This window comes from Rahnella sp. RFA10(1/100) (assembly GCF_004195115.1).
GTDB lineage: Bacteria > Pseudomonadota > Gammaproteobacteria > Enterobacterales > Enterobacteriaceae > Rahnella > Rahnella perminowiae.
Genome location: NZ_SEWR01000001.1, coordinates 296,961 through 316,940 on the forward strand (window position 1 = coordinate 296,961; position 19,980 = coordinate 316,940).

Annotated in this window: 19 protein-coding genes; 7 read left to right on the plus strand and 12 right to left on the minus strand. The window is 53.3% G+C overall.

The window, feature by feature from the left end; genetic code table 11:
- Positions 1 to 187 precede the first annotated feature (187 nt).
- From ETV65_RS01240 to ETV65_RS01250, 3 genes are all read left to right on the plus strand, one after another.
- Positions 188 to 1,696, plus strand: coding sequence for a YchO/YchP family invasin (locus tag ETV65_RS01240; protein ID WP_129951196.1), 1,509 nt, complete (start codon positions 188 to 190; stop codon positions 1,694 to 1,696).
- A gap of 357 nt (positions 1,697 to 2,053) precedes the next feature.
- Complete coding sequence (locus tag ETV65_RS25080; protein WP_240782801.1) at positions 2,054 to 3,058, plus strand: hypothetical protein; 1,005 nt, start codon at positions 2,054 to 2,056, stop codon at positions 3,056 to 3,058.
- 1 nt (position 3,059) lies between these two features.
- Positions 3,060 to 3,389, plus strand: coding sequence for a hypothetical protein (locus tag ETV65_RS01250; protein WP_129951197.1), 330 nt, complete (start codon positions 3,060 to 3,062; stop codon positions 3,387 to 3,389).
- A gap of 359 nt (positions 3,390 to 3,748) precedes the next feature.
- Here ETV65_RS01250 and narL read toward each other — a convergent pair whose 3' ends face one another.
- On the minus strand, positions 3,749 to 4,399 hold the full coding sequence (narL, locus tag ETV65_RS01260; RefSeq protein WP_129951198.1) for a two-component system response regulator NarL: 651 nt from the start codon (positions 4,397 to 4,399) through the stop codon (positions 3,749 to 3,751).
- On the minus strand, positions 4,396 to 6,186 hold the full coding sequence (gene narX, locus ETV65_RS01265; RefSeq protein ID WP_129951199.1) for a nitrate/nitrite two-component system sensor histidine kinase NarX: 1,791 nt from the start codon (positions 6,184 to 6,186) through the stop codon (positions 4,396 to 4,398). The genes narL and narX overlap by 4 nt, the downstream gene beginning before the upstream one ends.
- 364 nt (positions 6,187 to 6,550) lie before the next feature.
- Here narX and ETV65_RS01270 point away from each other — a divergent pair, with 364 nt between their 5' ends.
- The 4 genes from ETV65_RS01270 to ETV65_RS01285 all read left to right on the plus strand — a co-directional run bounded on the left by ETV65_RS01270 (position 6,551) and on the right by ETV65_RS01285 (position 10,737).
- Positions 6,551 to 7,969, plus strand: a complete 1,419-nt coding sequence (locus tag ETV65_RS01270) for a NarK family nitrate/nitrite MFS transporter (RefSeq protein ID WP_129951200.1) — start codon at positions 6,551 to 6,553, stop codon at positions 7,967 to 7,969.
- A gap of 224 nt (positions 7,970 to 8,193) precedes the next feature.
- Positions 8,194 to 9,174 carry an alpha/beta hydrolase gene (locus ETV65_RS01275; protein WP_129951201.1) on the plus strand — a complete coding sequence of 327 codons (981 nt, stop codon included), beginning with the start codon at positions 8,194 to 8,196 and terminating at the stop codon, positions 9,172 to 9,174.
- 48 nt (positions 9,175 to 9,222) lie between these two features.
- Complete coding sequence (locus ETV65_RS01280) at positions 9,223 to 10,143, plus strand: LysR family transcriptional regulator (protein WP_129951202.1); 921 nt, start codon at positions 9,223 to 9,225, stop codon at positions 10,141 to 10,143.
- A gap of 99 nt (positions 10,144 to 10,242) precedes the next feature.
- The gene (locus ETV65_RS01285; protein ID WP_129951203.1) at positions 10,243 to 10,737 is read left to right on the plus strand and encodes a DUF2501 domain-containing protein; all 495 of its coding nucleotides are present in this window, start codon (positions 10,243 to 10,245) and stop codon (positions 10,735 to 10,737) included.
- Between the two features lie 316 nt (positions 10,738 to 11,053).
- Here ETV65_RS01285 and ETV65_RS01290 read toward each other — a convergent pair whose 3' ends face one another.
- The 10 genes from ETV65_RS01290 to dcuC all read right to left on the minus strand — a co-directional run bounded on the left by ETV65_RS01290 (position 11,054) and on the right by dcuC (position 19,724).
- Entirely contained in the window at positions 11,054 to 11,353 is a 300-nt protein-coding gene (locus ETV65_RS01290) for a hypothetical protein (RefSeq protein WP_129951204.1), read from the minus strand.
- A 12-nt stretch (positions 11,354 to 11,365) separates the two neighbouring features.
- Entirely contained in the window at positions 11,366 to 12,004 is a 639-nt protein-coding gene (gene nth, locus ETV65_RS01295; RefSeq protein ID WP_129951205.1) for an endonuclease III, read from the minus strand.
- Positions 11,997 to 12,695 carry an electron transport complex subunit E gene (locus ETV65_RS01300; RefSeq protein WP_129951206.1) on the minus strand — a complete coding sequence of 233 codons (699 nt, stop codon included), beginning with the start codon at positions 12,693 to 12,695 and terminating at the stop codon, positions 11,997 to 11,999. Before ETV65_RS01300 ends, nth begins: the two co-directional genes overlap by 8 nt.
- Positions 12,688 to 13,320 (minus strand): electron transport complex subunit RsxG, encoded by a 633-nt coding sequence (gene rsxG, locus ETV65_RS01305; protein ID WP_129952109.1) that lies wholly within the window; start codon positions 13,318 to 13,320, stop codon positions 12,688 to 12,690. Before rsxG ends, ETV65_RS01300 begins: the two co-directional genes overlap by 8 nt.
- A 9-nt stretch (positions 13,321 to 13,329) precedes the next feature.
- Entirely contained in the window at positions 13,330 to 14,382 is a 1,053-nt protein-coding gene (rsxD, locus tag ETV65_RS01310) for an electron transport complex subunit RsxD (protein ID WP_129951207.1), read from the minus strand.
- Entirely contained in the window at positions 14,383 to 16,473 is a 2,091-nt protein-coding gene (gene rsxC, locus ETV65_RS01315) for an electron transport complex subunit RsxC (protein WP_129951208.1), read from the minus strand. It lies immediately after the preceding gene.
- A 1-nt stretch (position 16,474) separates the two neighbouring features.
- Positions 16,475 to 17,041, minus strand: coding sequence for an electron transport complex subunit RsxB (rsxB, locus tag ETV65_RS01320; protein WP_129951209.1), 567 nt, complete (start codon positions 17,039 to 17,041; stop codon positions 16,475 to 16,477).
- Complete coding sequence (gene rsxA, locus ETV65_RS01325) at positions 17,041 to 17,622, minus strand: electron transport complex subunit RsxA (protein ID WP_015697462.1); 582 nt, start codon at positions 17,620 to 17,622, stop codon at positions 17,041 to 17,043. The genes rsxB and rsxA overlap by 1 nt, the downstream gene beginning before the upstream one ends.
- Positions 17,623 to 17,662: 40 nt before the next feature.
- A complete protein-coding gene (locus ETV65_RS01330; RefSeq protein WP_129951210.1) occupies positions 17,663 to 18,103 on the minus strand; it encodes a DUF2569 domain-containing protein in 441 nt (146 codons plus the stop codon).
- Between the two features lie 253 nt (positions 18,104 to 18,356).
- Entirely contained in the window at positions 18,357 to 19,724 is a 1,368-nt protein-coding gene (dcuC, locus tag ETV65_RS01335; RefSeq protein WP_129951211.1) for an anaerobic C4-dicarboxylate transporter DcuC, read from the minus strand.
- Between the last annotated feature and the right edge of the window lie 256 nt (positions 19,725 to 19,980).

Here is a 19,980-nt window from a genome sequence, read left to right on the forward strand (position 1 = left end):
ATATCTTTGATGTAATTTTAGGCGATATTTTTTGCGATGTGGCAACAAATTAGCCCTGCGTTCACTCTGGAAATGAATGAGCATGATTTGACTGGCGATAAGGCGGTGTGTGGCCGTTCGTGGCGTGAAGGTTGAATTATGCTGACTGTACGGTAAGATCAAACCTTACTCATGAAATGTGTAAGGTATGACTGAAGTCACAGATTTTTTTTCTGATTTATTGAAGCGATTTGCAGGAAACACCTGCGCCTCTTTGCTGATTGCAGGGGGAGCCGCCTTCTATGCTGTAAGCGCCAGTGCGCTGACGGTAGGATCCGGCGAATACGGCGTTCCCGGTTATAACCTCAACGGTTTTCTGCCTGCCAGTGACCAAAGTTCTGTCTTTAATAACGGAACCCCGGCCCAACCTTCCCGGATGTTACCCAGCCTCGGCAGCCAGTACATACAGAACAATACCGGGCCTACGGCCATGGAAAAACAGCTTGCCACCGCTCTGAAAGAGCTGGGAACCACGACGGCGGACAGCGATGATCCCTTACGGGTGCAGGCGGAAACGCTGGCACTGAGTCAGGCGGCGAAACTGGTGCAAAAAGAAACCAGCAGTTTGCTTTCGCCGCTGGGCACCGTCAGCACCTCGCTGGACATGACCGGCCATAATCTTGACGGCAGTTCCGGTCGGTTATTCAGCCCGCTGTACCAGTCTGAAACCAATCTGGTTTACAGCCAGATCGGTCTGCAAAGCGAGACGGATGCCACGGTTGGTAATTTCGGCCTCGGCCAGCGCTTTAATACCGGTACCTGGATGCTGGGGTATAACGCGTTTGTGGATAACGACTTCGACCATCAGCTGACGCGCGGCAGTCTGGGCGCGGAGGCGGGGACAGATTACCTGCGCTTTTCTACCAATTATTATCAGCCGTTTTCCTCCTATAAAGCCGACAGCAGCACGTCTGCGCAACTGCGGCGTCAGGCGCGTGGCTACGACATTACCACCAAAGGCTATTTACCTTTCTACCGCCAGTTAGGCGCTTCGCTGAGTTATGAGCAGTATTTCGGTAATCAGGTGGATTTGTTCGGCAACGGCACGCGGCAGAGTAATCCGTCGGCAGTGTCGTTTGGCGTCAATTACACCCCGGTGCCGATCGTGACGGTGATGGCCGAGCATCAGGCCGGACAGGATGGGGATAATCAGGATGTAGTGAAACTGACACTGAATTACCGGCTGGGGGTGCCACTGTCGCAGCAGTTGTCCTCACAGAACGTCGCGGCAGCGCGCTCGCTGCGCGGAAGCCGGATGGACATGGTTGACCGCAATAATATGCCGGTGATGGAATTCAAACAGCGTAAGACCTTGTCGGTATTTCTGGCCACGCCGCCGTGGTCATTACAGCCAGGCGAAACGGTACCGCTGAAACTGCAACTGCACGCGCTGAATTCTGTGGTGGCGCTGAGCTGGCAGGGCGATACGCAGGCGCTGAGCCTGACGCCACCTGCGAATAACCGGAATCCTGATGGCTGGAGTGTGATTGTGCCACCATGGGATGATTCCCCGGACGCCACCAACATTTATCATCTGTCGGTGACTGTGGAAGACAGCAAATCGCAGAAAGTCACCTCCAACTGGATCACGCTGAATGTATCCCCGCCACTGACGGCTCAGCCGCAATACGGTAATGATTCAGGGCTGAATTTCTGATCGGGTTTTTCGCTCCCCCCCCTTCGCGGGGGAGAGTCACCACGCTTTATTACCCAAAACTTCATTTTCCTATCCTGCTCATTTCGTGGTCATGTAGTGGATGATGTTCACGTAGTTCTTACCTGCCAGACAATATTAAACGACTTATTAAGGGTTAAATGCATGAATAACCCTTTTAAATTTGGCTTATGTGAGGATAATTTAGATTAATTCAGGAAAAGAGATATGATGAAAACTTGATCAACTCAACCCGCAAGGATCAGCAGGTGGGACATATTTACTCTCTATAGACATAGTGATATTGAATGGCAGCTAACCCCCGAAGATTACCCCCTCGTTTTATCACCAGACAGAGCAATGGATCAGGTAAAAAAGGATTATGACCTTGATCAAAGTCACTACAACCATTTTGGGTATTTCGAGTTACCTGAGCGTTTGTCTTCATGCCCGCAAACGTGGCGACGTGCGCAAAGTGGATATGTCGATGAGGTTTACGATACCGTCAAAGACTCTCTCCGAATAGGCTGGCTGATTGGCATTGATTATATGGAGGATTGGCGTTCCTTTAATAATCCTTTCTATGTAGATGGAAATGGCGATCTGGTATGTGAAAACCCGTACTGGTATGACGAATGGTATCTTCGCGAAATTATTGACGGTTATAACAACGCAGTTGCCAGACGAAACGGCGTGAAGGCATCACCGACTCAGCGGCTTTCTTATGGCGGTTACTACACAGAGCCACAACAACATGCTCAGGCTGCAAGGACGATCAACAGCAAAGCAGCAGGCCGTTTATTGGCCGCCGGAGGCATTTATAATGGAAATAATGAAGGTTTTGCTAAAACAGCGCAGCAACTCGGCGGGGATGCTCAGGCCGGTTATGATCAGGTATTAAATGAGACAACTGTGGGTTCTGCTATTGCAATCACGTCAGTGGTGGCCGGGCTCGGGCTTAGTGGGTTAGGGGCTGTCAGTGAAATTTCCCAGTTAGAAAGACTAGCTCCAAGACACAGCACGTTAGCAGCAGGGGCTGTCCGCGCTAAGAAATTTTCAGGAAATTGGCCGACTGCGGATCTGGATGCAGCATTGAAGAAATTTGCCGGAAATCATCCTTTGGTTACAACTACGAACTCAGGAAAACGGATTTACGCTCACCCTGAGACTGGTGTACAAGTCGTTGAAGACTTAAACGGCGACTATTTCCGCATCAATGACCCCTCCCTGTCAGGCAAAAGAACCTATTTAGATCTTGATGGTATTGTTCCAAATAACAAAATACTTGAAGGGGGCAAGCAAATAGGAAGGACTCAGAGTGAATATAATGAAGTCACGCATTTTAACATTCCAGGACGTAAATAACATGAAATGTATCTCTGTACCGACCAGCCAAGATGCCATGCAACGTCTTGATCTTGATGTATCTCTTGAGGGAGATTTGATCGAAGTTACGATAACTGATGAACAATTTCAGTCTCTAATCGATACAGGTGTTATCAGTCAATTGAACCAGTTCATCGAAATTAACATAGACGAATTCGAAGATGAGAAAATTATCGGCATTCGTGATTTAACATTGGCTAAGAGTATTCTGGGGCAGGTTTCTCCATCAGATCGTGCCAATGCTGAAGTATTGGTGTCCCAAATAAATAAAGCGATTGAGTACAATACTGGCGTATTCTTTTATTTTTGACCTTAATACTCGGAGTGCTCCTCCACCTTCGCCTGTCTCTTGATCAGATCTCCTGATCAAGAGACTTCGCAAGTTTGTAGCCTTCAACGATATTCTGCAGCTTGAGCCAGCCTTCCCACATCACTATCCAGCCTGCACGACCCGTACGTTTGCTGTCGTATCAATGACCCATTTTCGCCAGCGCCGTTCGTAATAGCTGATGATCTGCCGCGCCTGGGTCACATTTTCTACCTGTAAAGAAGATCAACGGAGAAGGAAAAAGTTCAAAAAAAATCCCCGTCATGAATGCCGGGGATTTGTGTATAAGAGTCAGCCCTTCGCAGGGGAGGATTGGCAGGTGTTTAACGGCTAACGCCTGGTTAAAGCACATTACTCTGTAATACCCAAACTGCCGCTTCAACGCGGGATTTAAGTTTCATTTTCTTCAGCAGATGTTTGACGTGCACTTTCACTGTGCTTTCGGTGATATTCAGACGGCGGGCGATCATTTTGTTCGGCAAACCTTCGGCGATCAGTTTGATGATGTCGCGTTCGCGCGGCGTCAGGGACTGAATATCGCGGTCACCGCTCGGGCGGCTTTCTCGCAGGCTTGCCGCGAGAACGGGTGTCAGCGCTTCGCTCAGCACCATCTTCCCGGCGGCGGCGTTATGCAGCGCAGTGAGCAAATCTTCCGGCTCCATATCTTTCAGTAAATATCCATCCGCGCCACGTTTCAGGGCGGTTACCACATCATCTTCATGATTCGATACGCTGAAAACCACGATACGGCCTGAAAGGGCGGTCTGACGCATGCTGTCGAGTGTATCCAGCCCGTTCATGCCCGGCATATTCAGGTCCAGCAGGATCAGGTCCGGATCGAGCTGTTTTGCCAGTTCGACGCCCTGTTCGCCATTACTGGCTTCACCAATAACTTTAAGGCGTGAGTCCAGCGCGATCAGCTGTTTCACGCCGTTGCGCAGCATAGGGTGATCGTCAATCAGCAAAATAGTGGAAGGGGTGGTGTCGTTCATACTTGCTCCTGGGGATTAACTGGCAGGGCTTCGGGCCGGAAACGCACAGTGACTTCTGTGCCGCCCTCCGGGCGCCGGGCGACCCGACATTTGCCGTGTAAGGTACTGGCGCGATCCTGCATGATGATCAGCCCATAATGATTTTGCTGCCCGATGTCCTGCGAAATACCGTCACCGTTATCGCAAATATTCATGCTGATTTCGCCGTCATGACACTGTAATGAAAGCGATACCCGGGTGGCATTAGCATGTTTATAAACATTGTTCAGGGCTTCACGGGCAATGTGCAACAGGTGAATGCCCTGATTGGCCGGAACGGAACGCGGCGGGATCTGATAATCGAAATCAATGGCCAGGCCCATACGGCGTGAGAATTCATCTACGGTATGTTGCAGTGCGGCGTGCAGGCCGGGGGTGTTCAGCGTCAGGCGGAAGGTGGTCAGCAGTTCACGCAACTGGCGATAAGCGGTATTGAGTTCTTCCCGCATTTGTAGCAACAGATTTTTGTCTTCTTCCGGGAAGGCATCAGCGTGCATTTGCAGGCAGGCCACCTGAATTTTCAGGCATGACAGTGACTGCGCCAGCGAGTCATGCAGTTCACGGGCGATAGCCGAACGTTCCTCCATCAGCATCAGCTGTTGCTGATGTTCCGCCTGACGTGCCAGCATCAGAGTACTGGTGAGTTGTTCCAGCAGGGTGTGTATCAGTTGCTGCTGATCGTCATCCAGATACTGCCCTGGCGGCAACTGCGCCAGCAGCACACCGTAATTTTCGCGATCGTCGCGCAGGCTCCAGCTCAGGGACTCGCCACCGTCTTGTGCATGTTCACCGACCTCTGGGATGTCAGGCTGACGTGGCGAAGTGTGGCTGAATTCATTGAATACTTCCGCGCTGTTATTTTCGTATTGCCGCAACTGAATACCCTTCAGCGGGGTCAGTGACTGCAACTCTTTCAGCACCGGTTCCATGCGTGCCTCAGGCGGTGCACTGGTGTGAAGCTGACGGCTCACGCGGTACAGATAATCCAGCATCTGATTTTTTTGTTGCAGATCGGCGGTTTTTTCTGCCACGCGCTGGGCCAGCTTATCGACCATTTCCGCCAGGGCCAGAGACATACTGTTGAGTGAGTCGCCGAGGATATCCATTTCATTATGTGCATCGCCATTCACCACACGGTTACGCTGATAGCGGCGGCTGAAATCCCCGGCGGTAATGGCGCTGGCCTGTGAAAGCAGGCTTTTCCAGGGCGTCAGCAGATGGCGGCGCAGGAACCAGATGGTCAGCGCCATCAGTAAAAGAGTTACCACCAGAAGTCCACGTTGGATCAGCGAAATCTGCTGTAAATGGTATTCGGTTTTGTGCTCCAGTGCCGCGACCAGCTCATCAAGCTGGCCGACAAAGACGGCAATATTGGCCGAGACATCCTGCGGATGCTTAGCCGTAAGAAGCTGGTTGCGCAGGGTGGTTTGCCAGTACTGACGTAACGCCAGAAACTGTGGTTGCAGATTTTCGCGCTCAACAGCCTGTAATAAATCGGCGCTGTTTTGATCAGTTTCCATCTGGCTGATATAGCGGGCACTGGTTTCCTGCAGCGGTACTTCAGATAACAGCCGGTAACTTTGCATGCGCAGCGAACCCGCTTTATTGATCGCATGGGCATTGCCCTCGATACTGCCCGCCATCCACGCCGCCAGGCTCATTCCGCCAATGCCCAGAAGGCCGAGCAGCAGCATCAGCAAGGTGATCTGGCTGATGAGCGACAAAGAAGGCAGTACGCGTTTAAACATGAATAGTATTTCCTGAACCTATAGCGGACGCCGCAGATAACGTGCCGGAATGACACAAACCTGTACTGTGTGGGCATTTTTTATGATCAGGGAGCGTTTCCCTATACCCCCTTGTGATTACTCCTTTATTTCCATGTCATTCATGCTGTCGTTAACCCAAAGAATATCTCTTCTGCAACCTTTTGAATAAAAACAGTTTATTGATTTCCCGCCGGGTACTCACAAAGGATTTGTGGTGATTTTTCCGGCATTATCCACCTGCGTTTGCGTTGATTTGTATCAACATCCCGGGGTGGTGCTCTACCTAGTGTGTGCGACAGAACTCAATCATTACAACAACAATGCGTTGCCACCCGAGGTACACATGTCACATACATCAGCTTCACCGACGGAAAAACCGTCACGCCTGTTGCAGGACTGGCGTCCCGAAGACCCGGCATTTTGGGAAAAAACCGGGCATAAAGTGGCCAGCCGCAATTTATGGATTTCCGTGCCTTGTCTTTTGCTGGGATTCTGCGTCTGGATGCTGTTCAGCCTGGTCTCCGTTAACCTCAACAAAGTCGGTTTTAACTTCACGACGGATCAGCTGTTTATGCTGACCGCTATTCCGTCAGTATCCGGCGCTTTGTTGCGTGTGCCTTACTCCTTTATGATCCCGCTGTTCGGCGGTCGCCGCTGGACGGCCATCAGTACTGTATTTCTGGTGCTGCCATGCCTGTGGCTGGGTTTTGCGGTGCAGGATACCACCACGTCTTATAACGTTTTCCTGATCATTGCGCTGTTGTGCGGTTTCGGTGGCGCTAACTTTGCATCGAGCATGTCCAATATTAGCTTTTTCTTTCCGAAAGCGAAGCAGGGCGGCGCTCTCGGGATCAATGGTGGTCTGGGTAATCTTGGGGTGAGCGTGATGCAGCTGATTGCACCACTGGTCATCTCCCTGGGGGTGTTTGCGGCCTTCAGCGATAAACAGACGCTGGCGAACGGTACTGACATCTGGCTGCAAAATGCGGCCTGGATCTGGGTGCCATTTTTGATCATCGGTACCCTTGCCGCCTGGTTTGGTATGAACGATCTGGCCTCTTCCAAAGCCTCAATCCGCCAGCAATTACCGGTACTGAAACGCGGTCATCTGTGGATCATGAGTGTGTTGTATCTGGCGACTTTCGGTTCGTTTATCGGCTTTTCAGCGGGTTTTGCGATGCTGACCAAAACCCAGTTCCCTGACGTCAATATTTTGCAATTTGCCTTTTTCGGCCCGTTTTTTGGTGCGCTGGCCCGTTCTGCGGGGGGCATGTTGTCTGACCGCCTGGGTGGTATTCGCGTAACTCTGGTGAATTATATCGTCATGGCGATTTTTGCGGGTTTACTGTTTCTGACCTTGCCGGTCGGTGGCGCGGGCGGCAATTTCCCGGCGTTCTTCGCGGTGTTTATGGTGCTGTTCCTGACGGCCGGTCTGGGCAGTGGCTCCACCTATCAGATGATTGCGGTGATTTTCCGTAAACTCACCACTGATCAGGCTAAAGCCCGTGGTGCCAGCGATGATGAAGCGCTGCGTGAAGCGGTTACCGATACGGCGGCTGCGCTCGGTTTTATCTCTTCCATCGGCGCGATTGGCGGCTTCTTTATTCCTAAAGCGTTCGGGACATCACTGGCCATGACCGGTTCACCGGCGGGCGCGATGAAAGTCTTCCTGGTGTTTTACGTGGTTTGTGCGCTGATCACCTGGCTGGTGTACTGGCGTAAACTGAACAAAGGTTTTGCGACCAAACAAGTCAGAAAGTAATCTCAGCAGGCAGTGAATGGAATGAAAGGGGCTCCGGCCCCTTTTTGCGTGATCAGAACGCCGGGCACGTTTGGTATGACATCCGGGGTGGCCCTGCATTTCATGACAGCTTCCTCATGAGAAACCTACCTGTAATCAGTCATAAGCAATAACAATTCAGACTTTTTAAAACCGGTTCAGGGCGTTATAAATAACGGGACGATAACTGAAAAATGGATCCTGTGATGAAAACTGCCCACCTGGTTGACCCTGAACTGCGCCCGTTACTGGCCCTGATGCCTGCAAAAGTGCTGGAGGTATCCGCTTTGCCTGATATGCGCGCTCAGCGGCAGGCAGCGGCACTGGAAAGTTTATTGCAGGATGATGGCCTGCCTGTTTCCGTGGCCCATCATCACATTACGGGTAGCGAAGGCGCGCCGGCGGTGCGTGTGGTGGTGATTTCACCGCAACATGCACGCCAGGGGCGGATGGGTATTTTGCATATTCATGGTGGCGGCTATGTGCTGGGCAGCCCTGAGCAATCGATGCCGCTGACCCGTCCGACAGCGGCGCAGCACGACTGTGTCATTGTTTCGGTGGATTATCGCCTCGCGCCGGAAACACCGTTCCCCGGCCCGCTGGAGGATTGCTATGCCGCGCTGGTCTGGATGACCGCTCAGGCAGAAGCGCTGGGCATCGACCCCGAACATATCGGTGTAATGGGCGACAGCGCCGGTGCAGGGCTGGCGGCCTCGCTGGCGCTGCTGACCCGTGACCGCAATGGCCCGAAACTGGCGTTTCAAAACCTGATGTATCCGATGCTTGACGACCGCACCGTGACCGATCCCAACCCGAATCCGGTGACGGGTGAATTCTCCTGGACGCGCGAGGACAACCGTTTCGGCTGGCACGCCTATCTTGGTCATGACGCGGGTTTGCGGGATATTTCCTGCTACGCTGCGGCGGGCCGTGCAGAGGATCTGAGCGGATTACCGCCAGCCTGGATTGGCGTCGGTTCGATAGATTTATTCCTCGATGAGAATATCGACTATGCACGCCGGTTAATCCGTGCCGGCGTACCGGTGGAATTCAGCATTTATCCGGGCGGATTTCACGGTTTCAATGGCGATCCGGCCTATGCGCTGGCCCGCCGCGCACGTAAACAGCGTCAGGACGCCCTGGCCGGTTTTAATCCGCTGCGTCATCATCATGACTTTGGATTATAATCATCAGCAATCGACAGGGCACAACAACCGGCTGAATTAGAAAATAAATTGGATATCAAACAACTTATCTATTTGTGTAATCTCGAACGCGAACGACATTTCGGCAGGGCGGCAGAAGCCAGTTTTGTCAGCCAGCCGACGCTGTCGATGCGCCTTAAAAATCTCGAAAAAGAACTCGACCTTAATCTGATCAACCGCGGTAATAACTTTGAAGGTTTTACCGCCGAAGGCCTGCGCGTGCTGAGCTGGGCGCGTGAAATCGTCGCCGTCTATGAAGGGCTGAAACTGGAAGTCGAATCACTGAAACAGGGCATGAGCGGGACATTGCGTATAGGCGTGATGCCGCAATGCAGCGTGTCGTTGGCGCAGCTGATTAAGGCGGTCAGCGAGGCGCATCCGGGGCTGGATTATCGTGTCGCGGAAGTCAGTGCCGATCAACTGATAGAAGCGCTGAGCAGTCATTCAGTGGATGTCGGTATTGGTTTTTTTGAGTTCTCGACGCTCAATGAGCTGCGCTTTCAGCTGGTGCCGCTTGATGATGGCGGCGTTGATGTGGTCTATCACCCGGATCATTTTCCGCAGTTGCAGGACATCGGACTGATGACCGCTGAACAGGCAGTCACGCTGCCATTATGTCTGTCTGAGCCGAGCCGCTATTTCCGGCGTTATCTGGATAATTTTTTCCGCCAGGCCGGGCTTGAGCTGCGTCCGCGGCTTGAAAGCACCTCGATTTTCCAGCTGATGCAGGGCGTGTTCGTCGGGATTGGCTGTGCGCTGGTTCCGCGCGGACATCTGATTGATGAGATGCATCCTGTACTGAAACGTTGTCCGCTGGATATCACACCGATGAGCCGTCACGCCGCACTGGTGGTTGCCGAAGCGGGAAGGGCAACGCCACTGGCGCAGCATTTCTTCACAGCCGCCGGGCTTTGGCTGGCACAACAGCAGACAGAAAAACCCGACAGATAAACCATCCTACGACGGTTTATCTCCGCTATTCCTATTGATGAAAAGAATATTTAAGCTCAAGCTTTGGCGCAATATTGCGTTAAATGAATGGAGTAACACATGAAAACATTGAAAGCCGTTGTTCTGGCGATAGCCTCTGCAGGTATTTTGCTTTCAGCAGGTGCACAGGCGTCGAATAATCTTCTGGGACAACTGCAGCAGGCCGCCAACGAAGGACTGAACGGCGGCAGCAAATCCGGTTCCACCGGCACCACTTCTTCGCTGACCTCGTTGCTTAGCGGCGGCGACAGCGCATTAACCTCGACCAGCGCGAACAATGTCGCAGGTGTGTTGCAATATTGCGTGAAGAACAACGTACTTTCCAAAGCCAGCACTGAGAATGTGAAAGATCAGTTGCTGAGCAAGCTGGGTATCCAGACGGCAGAGGGTGCGGAAAGCCAGGATTATCAGCAGGGTCTGGGGGGATTGCTGAAAACCGGTAAAGATCAGAGTGTCGATCTGAATAACCTGGGGAACGGGCTGACGCAGGTAAAAGAGAAAGTGAAAACCAAGGCCTGTGATGTGGTGCTCAAGCAGGCGAAATCGTTTATTTGATTGCAGAGGCCGCTGCAATGGCGGCTTTTAACTTCAACTTCAAATTCAAGGTCAAAACCGTGGGTTGCCACCCACACTGGCCTTAAGAGGCGCCTATCGCCGCGCCTCTTAAGAATCTCCGGCTCTTTTACTGCGCGCTCCGCTCGCTGGCTATGTTTCATAAGCCACAGTGATAGCCGCAAAATCCCACCGCTGCGCGGTGCCCTACGTTCGGGTTGCAACCCGCGCAAAAAACGCGCGGTTTTCCACCTCTCCTCCGGCGGAATTTTGGAACCGGTCTCAGGCTTCAACTTCACAACCTCACTTTCTTAATCTTTCAAAAAGCTGCGGGCGATTCAGAAATCTTGCTGAACGGAGCGGCCTGAAGACCGAAGGCTTCAGGACCGAGAGAAGGCACCGCGTAGCGGCAAGATTTCCAGCCTGTCGCTGTGGTTGCTGAAACATAGCCAGCGAGCGATAGCGGGGAGTTAAAAGCGAAGGGAGATCCAAGAGGGAAAAAGCACTTTTCCCTCTGGTCGGTTTCGGCGCGAAAACGCATGTGATAACCGTAATTGAAAAACCGAAATTTTCTCGGTCGAGCCTTCAGTGCAACTGAGAAAATTTTAAAGAGATCCAAAGGGAAGCCCTTTCACTCCGCATAGACCTTCTCTTTACTCTCACACAAATCCTCAATCAGACAACTCCCGCACCGTGGCTTGCGGGCAATGCAGGTATAGCGGCCATGCAGGATCAGCCAGTGATGGCAGTCAAGTTTGAATTCGGCGGGAACCACTTTCAGCAATTTTTCTTCGACATCATCGACAGTCTTACCCGGCGCGAACTTCGTGCGGTTACAGACGCGGAAGATATGCGTGTCCACCGCAATGGTCGGCCAGCCGAAGGCAGTGTTAAGTACAACGTTGGCGGTTTTGCGGCCGACGCCTGGCAGGGCTTCAAGCGCGGCGCGGTCTTCCGGCACTTCACCGTTGTGTTTTTCCAGCAAAATACGGCAGGTTTTAATCACGTTCTCGGCTTTGGCATTAAACAGGCCAATAGTTTTGATGTATTCCTTCACACCGTCCACGCCAAGTGCCAGAACAGATTCAGGCGTGTTGGCGACAGGATACAGCTTTGCCGTCGCCTTGTTCACGCTGACGTCCGTGGCCTGCGCGGAAAGCAATACCGAAATCAGCAGTTCGAACGGGGTGGTGTACACCAGTTCGGTGGTAGGATGCGGGTTGTTATCACGTAAACGGCTGAGAATTTCGGTGCGTTTTTCCTTATTCATGAACACTTCCCTTTGGCAAACTTTCTTCAGCAGCAACGTGCTGTGCCGCTTTCCGTGCTTTCATGCGCTGATCAATAAGATATTTAGCGGCCAGCAACAGACCGAGGCCGATAAACGCGCCCGGCGGCAGCATGGCCAGCAGGAACGGGTTATCGAGATGCAGCACTTCGACACGCAATACTTTCGCCCAACTGCCGAGTAACAAATCAGCGCCGTTGAACAGTACGCCGCTGCCGAGAATTTCACGCATTGAGCCCAGTACAAACATCGCACAGGTTGCTCCGAGCCCGGTCATCGCACCGTCAAGCGCGGCCAGATGGATCGGACTGCTGGCTGCGCAGGCTTCGGCGCGTCCGACCACAATACAGTTGGTCACAATCAGCGGGATAAAAATCCCCAGCGCCTGATACAGACCAAACGCATAAGCGTTGATCAGCATCTGTACGGTACTGACGACCGAGGCGATAATCAGCACATAAATCGGGATGCGAATTTCATCCGGGATCCACTTACGGAATGCGGAAATCATGGCGTTGGTACAGGTCAGCACCAGCGTGGTCGCCAGGCCTAAACCCAGGGCGTTGGTGGCAGTCGAAGTCACGGCCAGCAGCGGACAAAGCCCCAGTAACTGAACCAGTGAGGAGTTATTGGTCCACAGACCCTGAACGATTATCTTTTTGGCTTCACTCATCACGTGCTCCACAAGGGGTGAGGTGGGAAAGCTGAGACGGTACCGTCCCGATAAACAGCGCCGTGCGTTTTACGGAGCGAACGACGGCGCGCGGTGTAATGGTCGCACCGGTAAACTGATCAAACATACCGCCGTCTTTCTTCACGGCCCAGCGCTCATCGCCTGCACCGTTAACGGTCTGATTGGCGAAATGCTTGATCCAGTCTGAAATGCGCACTTCAATTTTGTCACCCAGCCCCGGCGTTTCATGCTGTTCCAGCACGCGGGAACCGTAAACTTTGCCATGAAAATCAGCCGCCACCAGTAACCGGATCGCACCGGAATAACCATCAGGCGCAGTGGTTTCAACCACCGCGGCCACAGGCTGTCCGTTTTTGCGCGCCAGATACATACGGTGCGGCGTCATGTTACCCAGTGCCTCATCAGTGACGTTGTAACATTCGTTTTGCATGTCGTTGTCGTACACGCCTGCAGGGATCACCTGATCAAACAATGTTTTTTGTTGTAACAGTGCCTGATGTTCAATCGTCGGCTTGGTCATCAGGTTGACCAGTGCCGTCATGCCGGTCATCAGTGCGCCAAAGAAAGCCAGAATCAGGCCGTGGCGTCGCATGGTTGCTAACATCATTCTTCCTCAGCGATGCCCGTAAACGCGTGGTTGGGTGTAGTGATCAATCAGTGGCACGGTGATATTGGCCAGTAAAACCGCAAAAGCGATGCCATCCGGATAACCGCCGTAACTGCGGATCAGCCACACCAACAAACCAATCAGCGCACCGAAAATCAGGCGGCCTTTTGGCGTGGTGGACGCCGTCACCGGATCGGTGGCGATAAAGAACGCGCCGAGCATGGTCGCGCCGGAAAACAATCCGACCAGCGGTGAAGAGTAGCTTTCCGGTGCCAGACCCCACGCGATACCCGCGCAGACAGTCAGCATACCTAACAGGGCGACCGGAATGTGCCAGCTGATGATTTTGCGCCACATCAGGAACAGCCCGCCGGCGAGGAAACCCAGGTTAATCCACTGCCAGCCGAGACCGGCCAGCGTGCCGCTAAACAATGGTGTACTCAGGATCTGATCGGCGCTATGGCCGGAGCGCAGACCGGTTTTAAACGCATCCAGCGGTGTTGCCTGCGTCACGCCATCGACGTTCATATTGAGCTGATAGGCGGTCAGATCCAGACTGTTATGCCCGGTGAAAATAGTCAGCAGTGTATCGGTGAAGCCTGCGTGATGGTGTTGCAGGGTATCAGGCGGCAACCAGGTGGTCATTTGCACCGGGAAAGAAATCAGCAGTACCACATAACCTACCATGGCCGGGTTAAACGGATTCTGACCCAGACCGCCATAAAGTTGTTTGGCAATAATGATGGCGAAAATCGTGCCGAGTACCACCATCCACCACGGGCCCAGCGGCGGCAGGCTGATACCCAGCAAAACCGCGGTCAGCAGGGCGCTGTTATCCCCCAGACGTTTCGTCACCGGCTGTTTTCGCAGTTGTAACACGGCGCCTTCTGCCAGCAGAGCAATCACGATAGCCAGTGTCAGTTGTATCAGCGTGCCGTAACCGAAGAACCAGACCTGAGCGATCAGGCCGGGAATACACGCCAGGATCACCATCATCATGATGGTGCTGGTGTTCTGGCGATTATGCGTAAAAGGTGAACTTGCGATCCTGAAGGCCATCTATTCCTCGTTAGACATTGTTTGGGCGGCTTTACGGGCCTTAACCCGGGCGATCGCCGCAGCCACGGCGGCTTTGCGTGGATCGCTTTCTTGTTGTTTTGGCTCGGTTTCTTCTGCGTCCTGCGCGGCCGCTTTTTTGGCTTTGGCGCGGGCGATGGCAGCGGCTACTGCCGCCTTGCGTTTGTCGTCTGCGGAAGGTTCGGCAGGTGACGCTGTCACGTTTTCTTCACCGGCAGGCTGATGTGGTGCTGCGGCTTTCTTCGCTTTTACACGGGCAATCGCGGCAGCCACGGCGGCCTTGCGGGCATCTTCCTCAGCGGGCGGCTGAGAAACGGCAAGCTCGCTTTCTCTGGCTTCAACAACCACGCCAGTGTTGCCGGCTTTCTTCGCTTTCACCCTGGCAATCGCGGCAGCCACCGCAGCCTTACGGGCATCTTCCTCAGCGGGCGGTGCTGTTTCAGGCACCGGTTCAGAGGCCACAGGAATATCCTGCTGCGCGGCAGCTTTTTTAGCTTTAGCGCGGGCAATTGCCGCCGCCAGTGCGGCCTGGCGCGGATCGACTTCCGGCGTGTCAGCCACGGGTTTTTCTTCTACAGGGGCTTCTGCTGCCGGTGTCTCGCTGAGTTTTACAGCTGCTTTCTGATGCTTTTCTTCCCGCGCTAATTTTTCACGCTCCATACGCGCCTGTTTGGCTTCGAAACGCGCTTTGGCTTCCGTGGCACGTGCGGTTTCGTTATCGATGGCGCGGATTTCAGCCTTTTCCTGACGGTAATACTGCACCAGCGGAATATTGCTCGGGCAGACATAGGCACAGGCGCCGCATTCGATGCAGTCGAACAGGTTATGCTTGCGTGCTTTCTCGTGTTCCTCGCCTTTACTGAACCAGTAAAGTTGTTGCGGCAATAAACCGGCCGGACAGGATTCCGCGCACAGGCTGCAACGGATGCAGGCTTCTTCCGGCCCGGGCTGTCCCAGTTCGGATTCGGACGGTGCCAGCAAACAGTTGGAAATTTTGACCACGGGTACGTTGAGCGACGGCAGGGTAAAGCCCATCAGCGGACCGCCCATGATCACCATCTTTTTATTACCCTGCGGTTGTAACTGACCTTCCTGCATCAGGTGCTCAATGGGGGTACCCAGACGCGCCCAGACGTTGCCCGGTTTTGCCATTGCTTCACCGGTCAGCGTGACCACGCGTTCAATCAGCGGTTCGCCGTCAATGATGGCGCGTTTAATGGCAAACACAGTGCCGACGTTTTGCATCAGCACGCCGATGGACGACGAGTGATGGCCTTTTGGCACTTCGAGGCCGGTCAGGATTTTAGTCAGCTGTTTGGCACCGCCGGACGGGTATTTGGTCGGGATCACCCGCAGCTCGAAACGCACACCGTCGGAGATTTCAGCGCTGATCGCCGCTTTTAGTGCGGCAATCGCTTCAGGTTTGTTGTCTTCGATGCCGATCAGCACACGTTCAGGATGCAACATGTGGCAGAGGATTCGCGTACCCTGGAGGATTTCCATGGCATGTTCCTGCATCAGCCGGTCATCGGCAGTGATGTAAGGCTCACATTCGGCAGCGTTGAGGATCAGTGTGCGGGTCGAGGTCAGGCCCCCCGCCAGTTTACTTGCTGTCGGGAAACCGGCGCCACCCAGCCCGGCAATACCGGCCTGACTGATGCGCTGATTCAGTTCGTCAGCAGTAAGCTGACGGTAATCGGCCACGAATTCACGGTCACACCAGGTGTCCTGGCCGTCGGCGTCGATTAACACACAAAGCTCTTTCAGGCCGGAAGGGTGCGCAGTAATGTGTGGCCCGATGGCGGTAATCACGCCTGAGGTCGGCGCATGAACCGGCACGGTACGGCCACGACCGGTGGTCAGCGGCTGACCTTTTAACACGCGGTCGCCGGGTTTCACACACAGCTCGCCTTCAGGGCCAAGATGTTGCTGAAGCGGGATGATAAAGCGCTCAGGCAGTGGCACGTTGCGCAACGGAACGTGGCTTGACTGAGTCTTCATTTCCGGCGGATGAATACCGCCGTCGAAGTCCCAGATCTTGTCTTTTTTGAGCGCCGCAAACAGATTAAACATGTTACTCCGCATGGATGACCTGAACCGGAATGGATTTCAAATCCCACTTCCAGTTTGCGGTGGTGGTTTTTACCGGCAGCATTTCGATGCAGTCCGTCGGGCAGGGCGCGACGCACAGGTCACAGCCGGTACATAAATCGGTAATCACGGTATGCACGGCACGGGTGGCCCCTACAATGGCATCAACCGGACATGCCTGAATGCACTTGGTGCAGCCGATGCAGTTGCTCTCGTCGATGTAGGCCACTTTACGCACCGGTACTGCCGCCGCGGCGTCTTCACCCATCGGCTGAGGTTCAACGTTAAGCAGGGTTGCCAGTTTGAGCATGACCGCTTCGCCGCCCGGCACGCATTTATTGATGCTGTCGCCATTGGCGACCGCTTCGGCATAAGGTTTACAGCCGGGATATCCGCATTGCGCACACTGGCTCTGCGGCAGAATATCGTCAATCTGATCGACAACCGGGTTGCCTTCGACGGCAAAACGACGCGAGGCGTAACCCAGCAGCAGGCCAAAAACCAGCGCCAGAGCGGTCAGCGCGCCAATTGCTACCCATAATTCAAACATTAGAATTTCACCAGACCCGTGAAGCCCATAAAGGCCAATGACATCAGGCCGGCCGTGACCAGCGCAATCGAAGAACCTTTGAACGGTGCCGGAACATCAGCGACGACCAGACGTTCGCGAATGGCAGCGAACAGCACCATGACCAGCGAGAAGCCCAGTGACGCGGCAAAACCGTACAGCGCGGATTGCATAAAGTTGAACTGCTGGTTGATGTTAAGCAACGCCACACCGAGCACGGCACAGTTAGTGGTGATAAGCGGCAGGAAAATACCCAGCAGCCGATACAACGACGGGCTGGTTTTACGCACGACCATTTCGGTGAACTGCACGACAACGGCGATCACCAGAATAAAGGCCATGGTACGCAGATACACCAGCCCCAGTGGCATCAGAACAAAAGTGTTGACGATCCACGAGCAGATATTGGACAGGGTGATCACGAAGGTGGTGGCGAGCCCCATCCCGATAGCCGATTCCAGTTTCCTGGACACGCCCATAAACGGGCACAGGCCAAGAAATTTGACCAGCACAAAGTTATTGACCAGCACGGTGCCGACGAAGAGTAATAAATAAGAGGTCATAGCAATTGCCCGGACATAATAATCATTAAAAAATTCAGGGTTATTCCGTAAAGGTTTCTTTTACCCGCAGTGAGCGCTTGAAATAAGGCACAAAGACGGCGGCGGCCAATAAAGGTAACAATAAGTTACGCACGGCCAAATCATCGGTAACCGGTGAGAATGCAAAGGCTTTTACTGCCAGAAGCACGGTGCACAATAACCAGATAATATACATTTTAGGTAACGCTCTGGCGCGCTTACAAAATTGCCATAATACCGCAACGGTAAATAACCCCATCCCCAACGTGGTCACTACAGAGAAATACCATTGCAGGGTAAATGCCTGCGAGTTGGTGATTAAATATTCACGCGATTCCGGTACAAATAATGCCATTGAAAACAGAAACAGCATTAATACGACGCTGAGCAGCGTCACAATCAGATACGCCATCGGGGCCAGTAACCACCCGCCAATACGTTTATAGCCCGGATTATTCGACATAAAAGCTTTTCTCACGCTGGTTTTGCCATCAAATCAGCACAGGGAAACTTCCCCGACCTTCAAGGCGCAGTAGCTTAACCCGAGTTCGCTTCAGCCGATATCGTATTTATGTGATCAATACCTTAATCCTTCCGCCGTCTCTGCGTTGACTGCCTTCACGCGCCCCGGTCACAGACTTTTGTATGCTCCGGGGACACGCTCAGTGAACGCACTGATACAGCCTGAACGATTCAGGAATTAAAAGCGGGGAGGATTAGTGCACCGGCACCAGAATTTCGGTGGCGACGATCACCACAATCAGGCCAACCAGCACGGGAACGGAGGTCCGTTTAACCACTTCGAAAGGCGAGATTTTTGCCATGCCGGCCACTGCGACCACAACGCCGGAAACCGGGGAAAGGGTCCGGCCCAGGTTGGACGCCTGCAACATCGGAATGACCAGGTATTCCGGATTAATGCCCATTTTCGTCGCCAGTTTAGGGATGAGTTCAACGAAGGCATAGAACGACGCATTGCCGGATCCGGTAGTCATGGCGGCAAGCACGGTGATCACCACCAGTACCAGCATCATAACGATGCTGCCGGAACCGAAGTTTTGCGCCAGTCCGATCAGGCTGCTGATAAACCCGACAGTACTTAAACCCTGAGCAAACACGCCTGCCGCGACCAGCAACATCACCACGTTGGCGAATGCATCGGCCATGCCGCGATACGCCACGTCCAGACCGGCGAATACCGCTTTGCCGCTACGGTTACGCACGGTTTCAATCAGGGCGGTCAGCAGCATGCAGATCACCAGAATGGTGATGATATGCAGATTCGGCCCCCATTTTCCGTCAAAAATCAGCACACCGATAATCGGCGTGAAAGGCAAAATGGCGTAGAAAGCCGGAGCATTGGTTTCAGCCACATCGTCAGCATTTGAATCGACCGTATCCACCTGGGCTGTGGTATCGCGTTTATCCAGATAGCGTTGCCAGAAGAAATGCGCGACAGCCATTGCGGCGATGGCGGCAATCGAAATAGGCAGGGTGACTTTAAAGGCAAAATCCACCAGCGGCATGTTCGCCGCCTGCGCGGCCAGCACAACGTCACCGGATGTTGGCGAAAGGATGATTGCCGCAGGGGATGCACAAATCGCCGCCGCCGCGCCCCGGCTGATGCCGACGTTGACCATTATCGGGAACAGTGTCGCCATCAGTAACACGCCCAGACCGGTGGCGGAAGATACCGCCAGCGACATCAGACACGCCAGGATATAAGCCGCAACCATCAGAATGTACGGTGAGTTGATCATCTGTAACGGACGCGATGCCAGTTTGACGACCACATCATTGGCCCCAATATGTGTCATATAGGCCGCGAATCCGCACAGCATCATAATCATCATTCCCAGATCGCCACCGCGGCTCATCAGCAGAATTTTGACGTATTCAACGATATCTGTGGCATTCCAGCCGGTACTTTTTGTGCCTTCCGGCAGGATACTGTGGCCCATCATTGCACTGATAATCAGCAGCAATAAGCCACCTACCATCAGCACGCCGGTGGGTGAATAGCCTTTAATGATATAGCGTCCGACAAAGACGGCGACCACCAGCCCGATCAGTAATTCCAGCATTATTGTATTCCCCGAGATTAAATATGGATCCAAGTGAAAGGCGGGCACTTTGCCGAAATAGCTCACCGGGCGTAATGACGCTTATCAATTATGGGTGATGAAAAAGCGGGGAATATTTAAATTTGTGATGCTTAACGGGGAATCACGGGGGGGCGTTTAAAACAAACTTCAAGTTCAAAACCGTGGGCCGACGCCCACGACCTTGACCTTAAGGCCAGTTTGGGTGGCAACCCAAGGTGTTGACCTAAAGACGGTT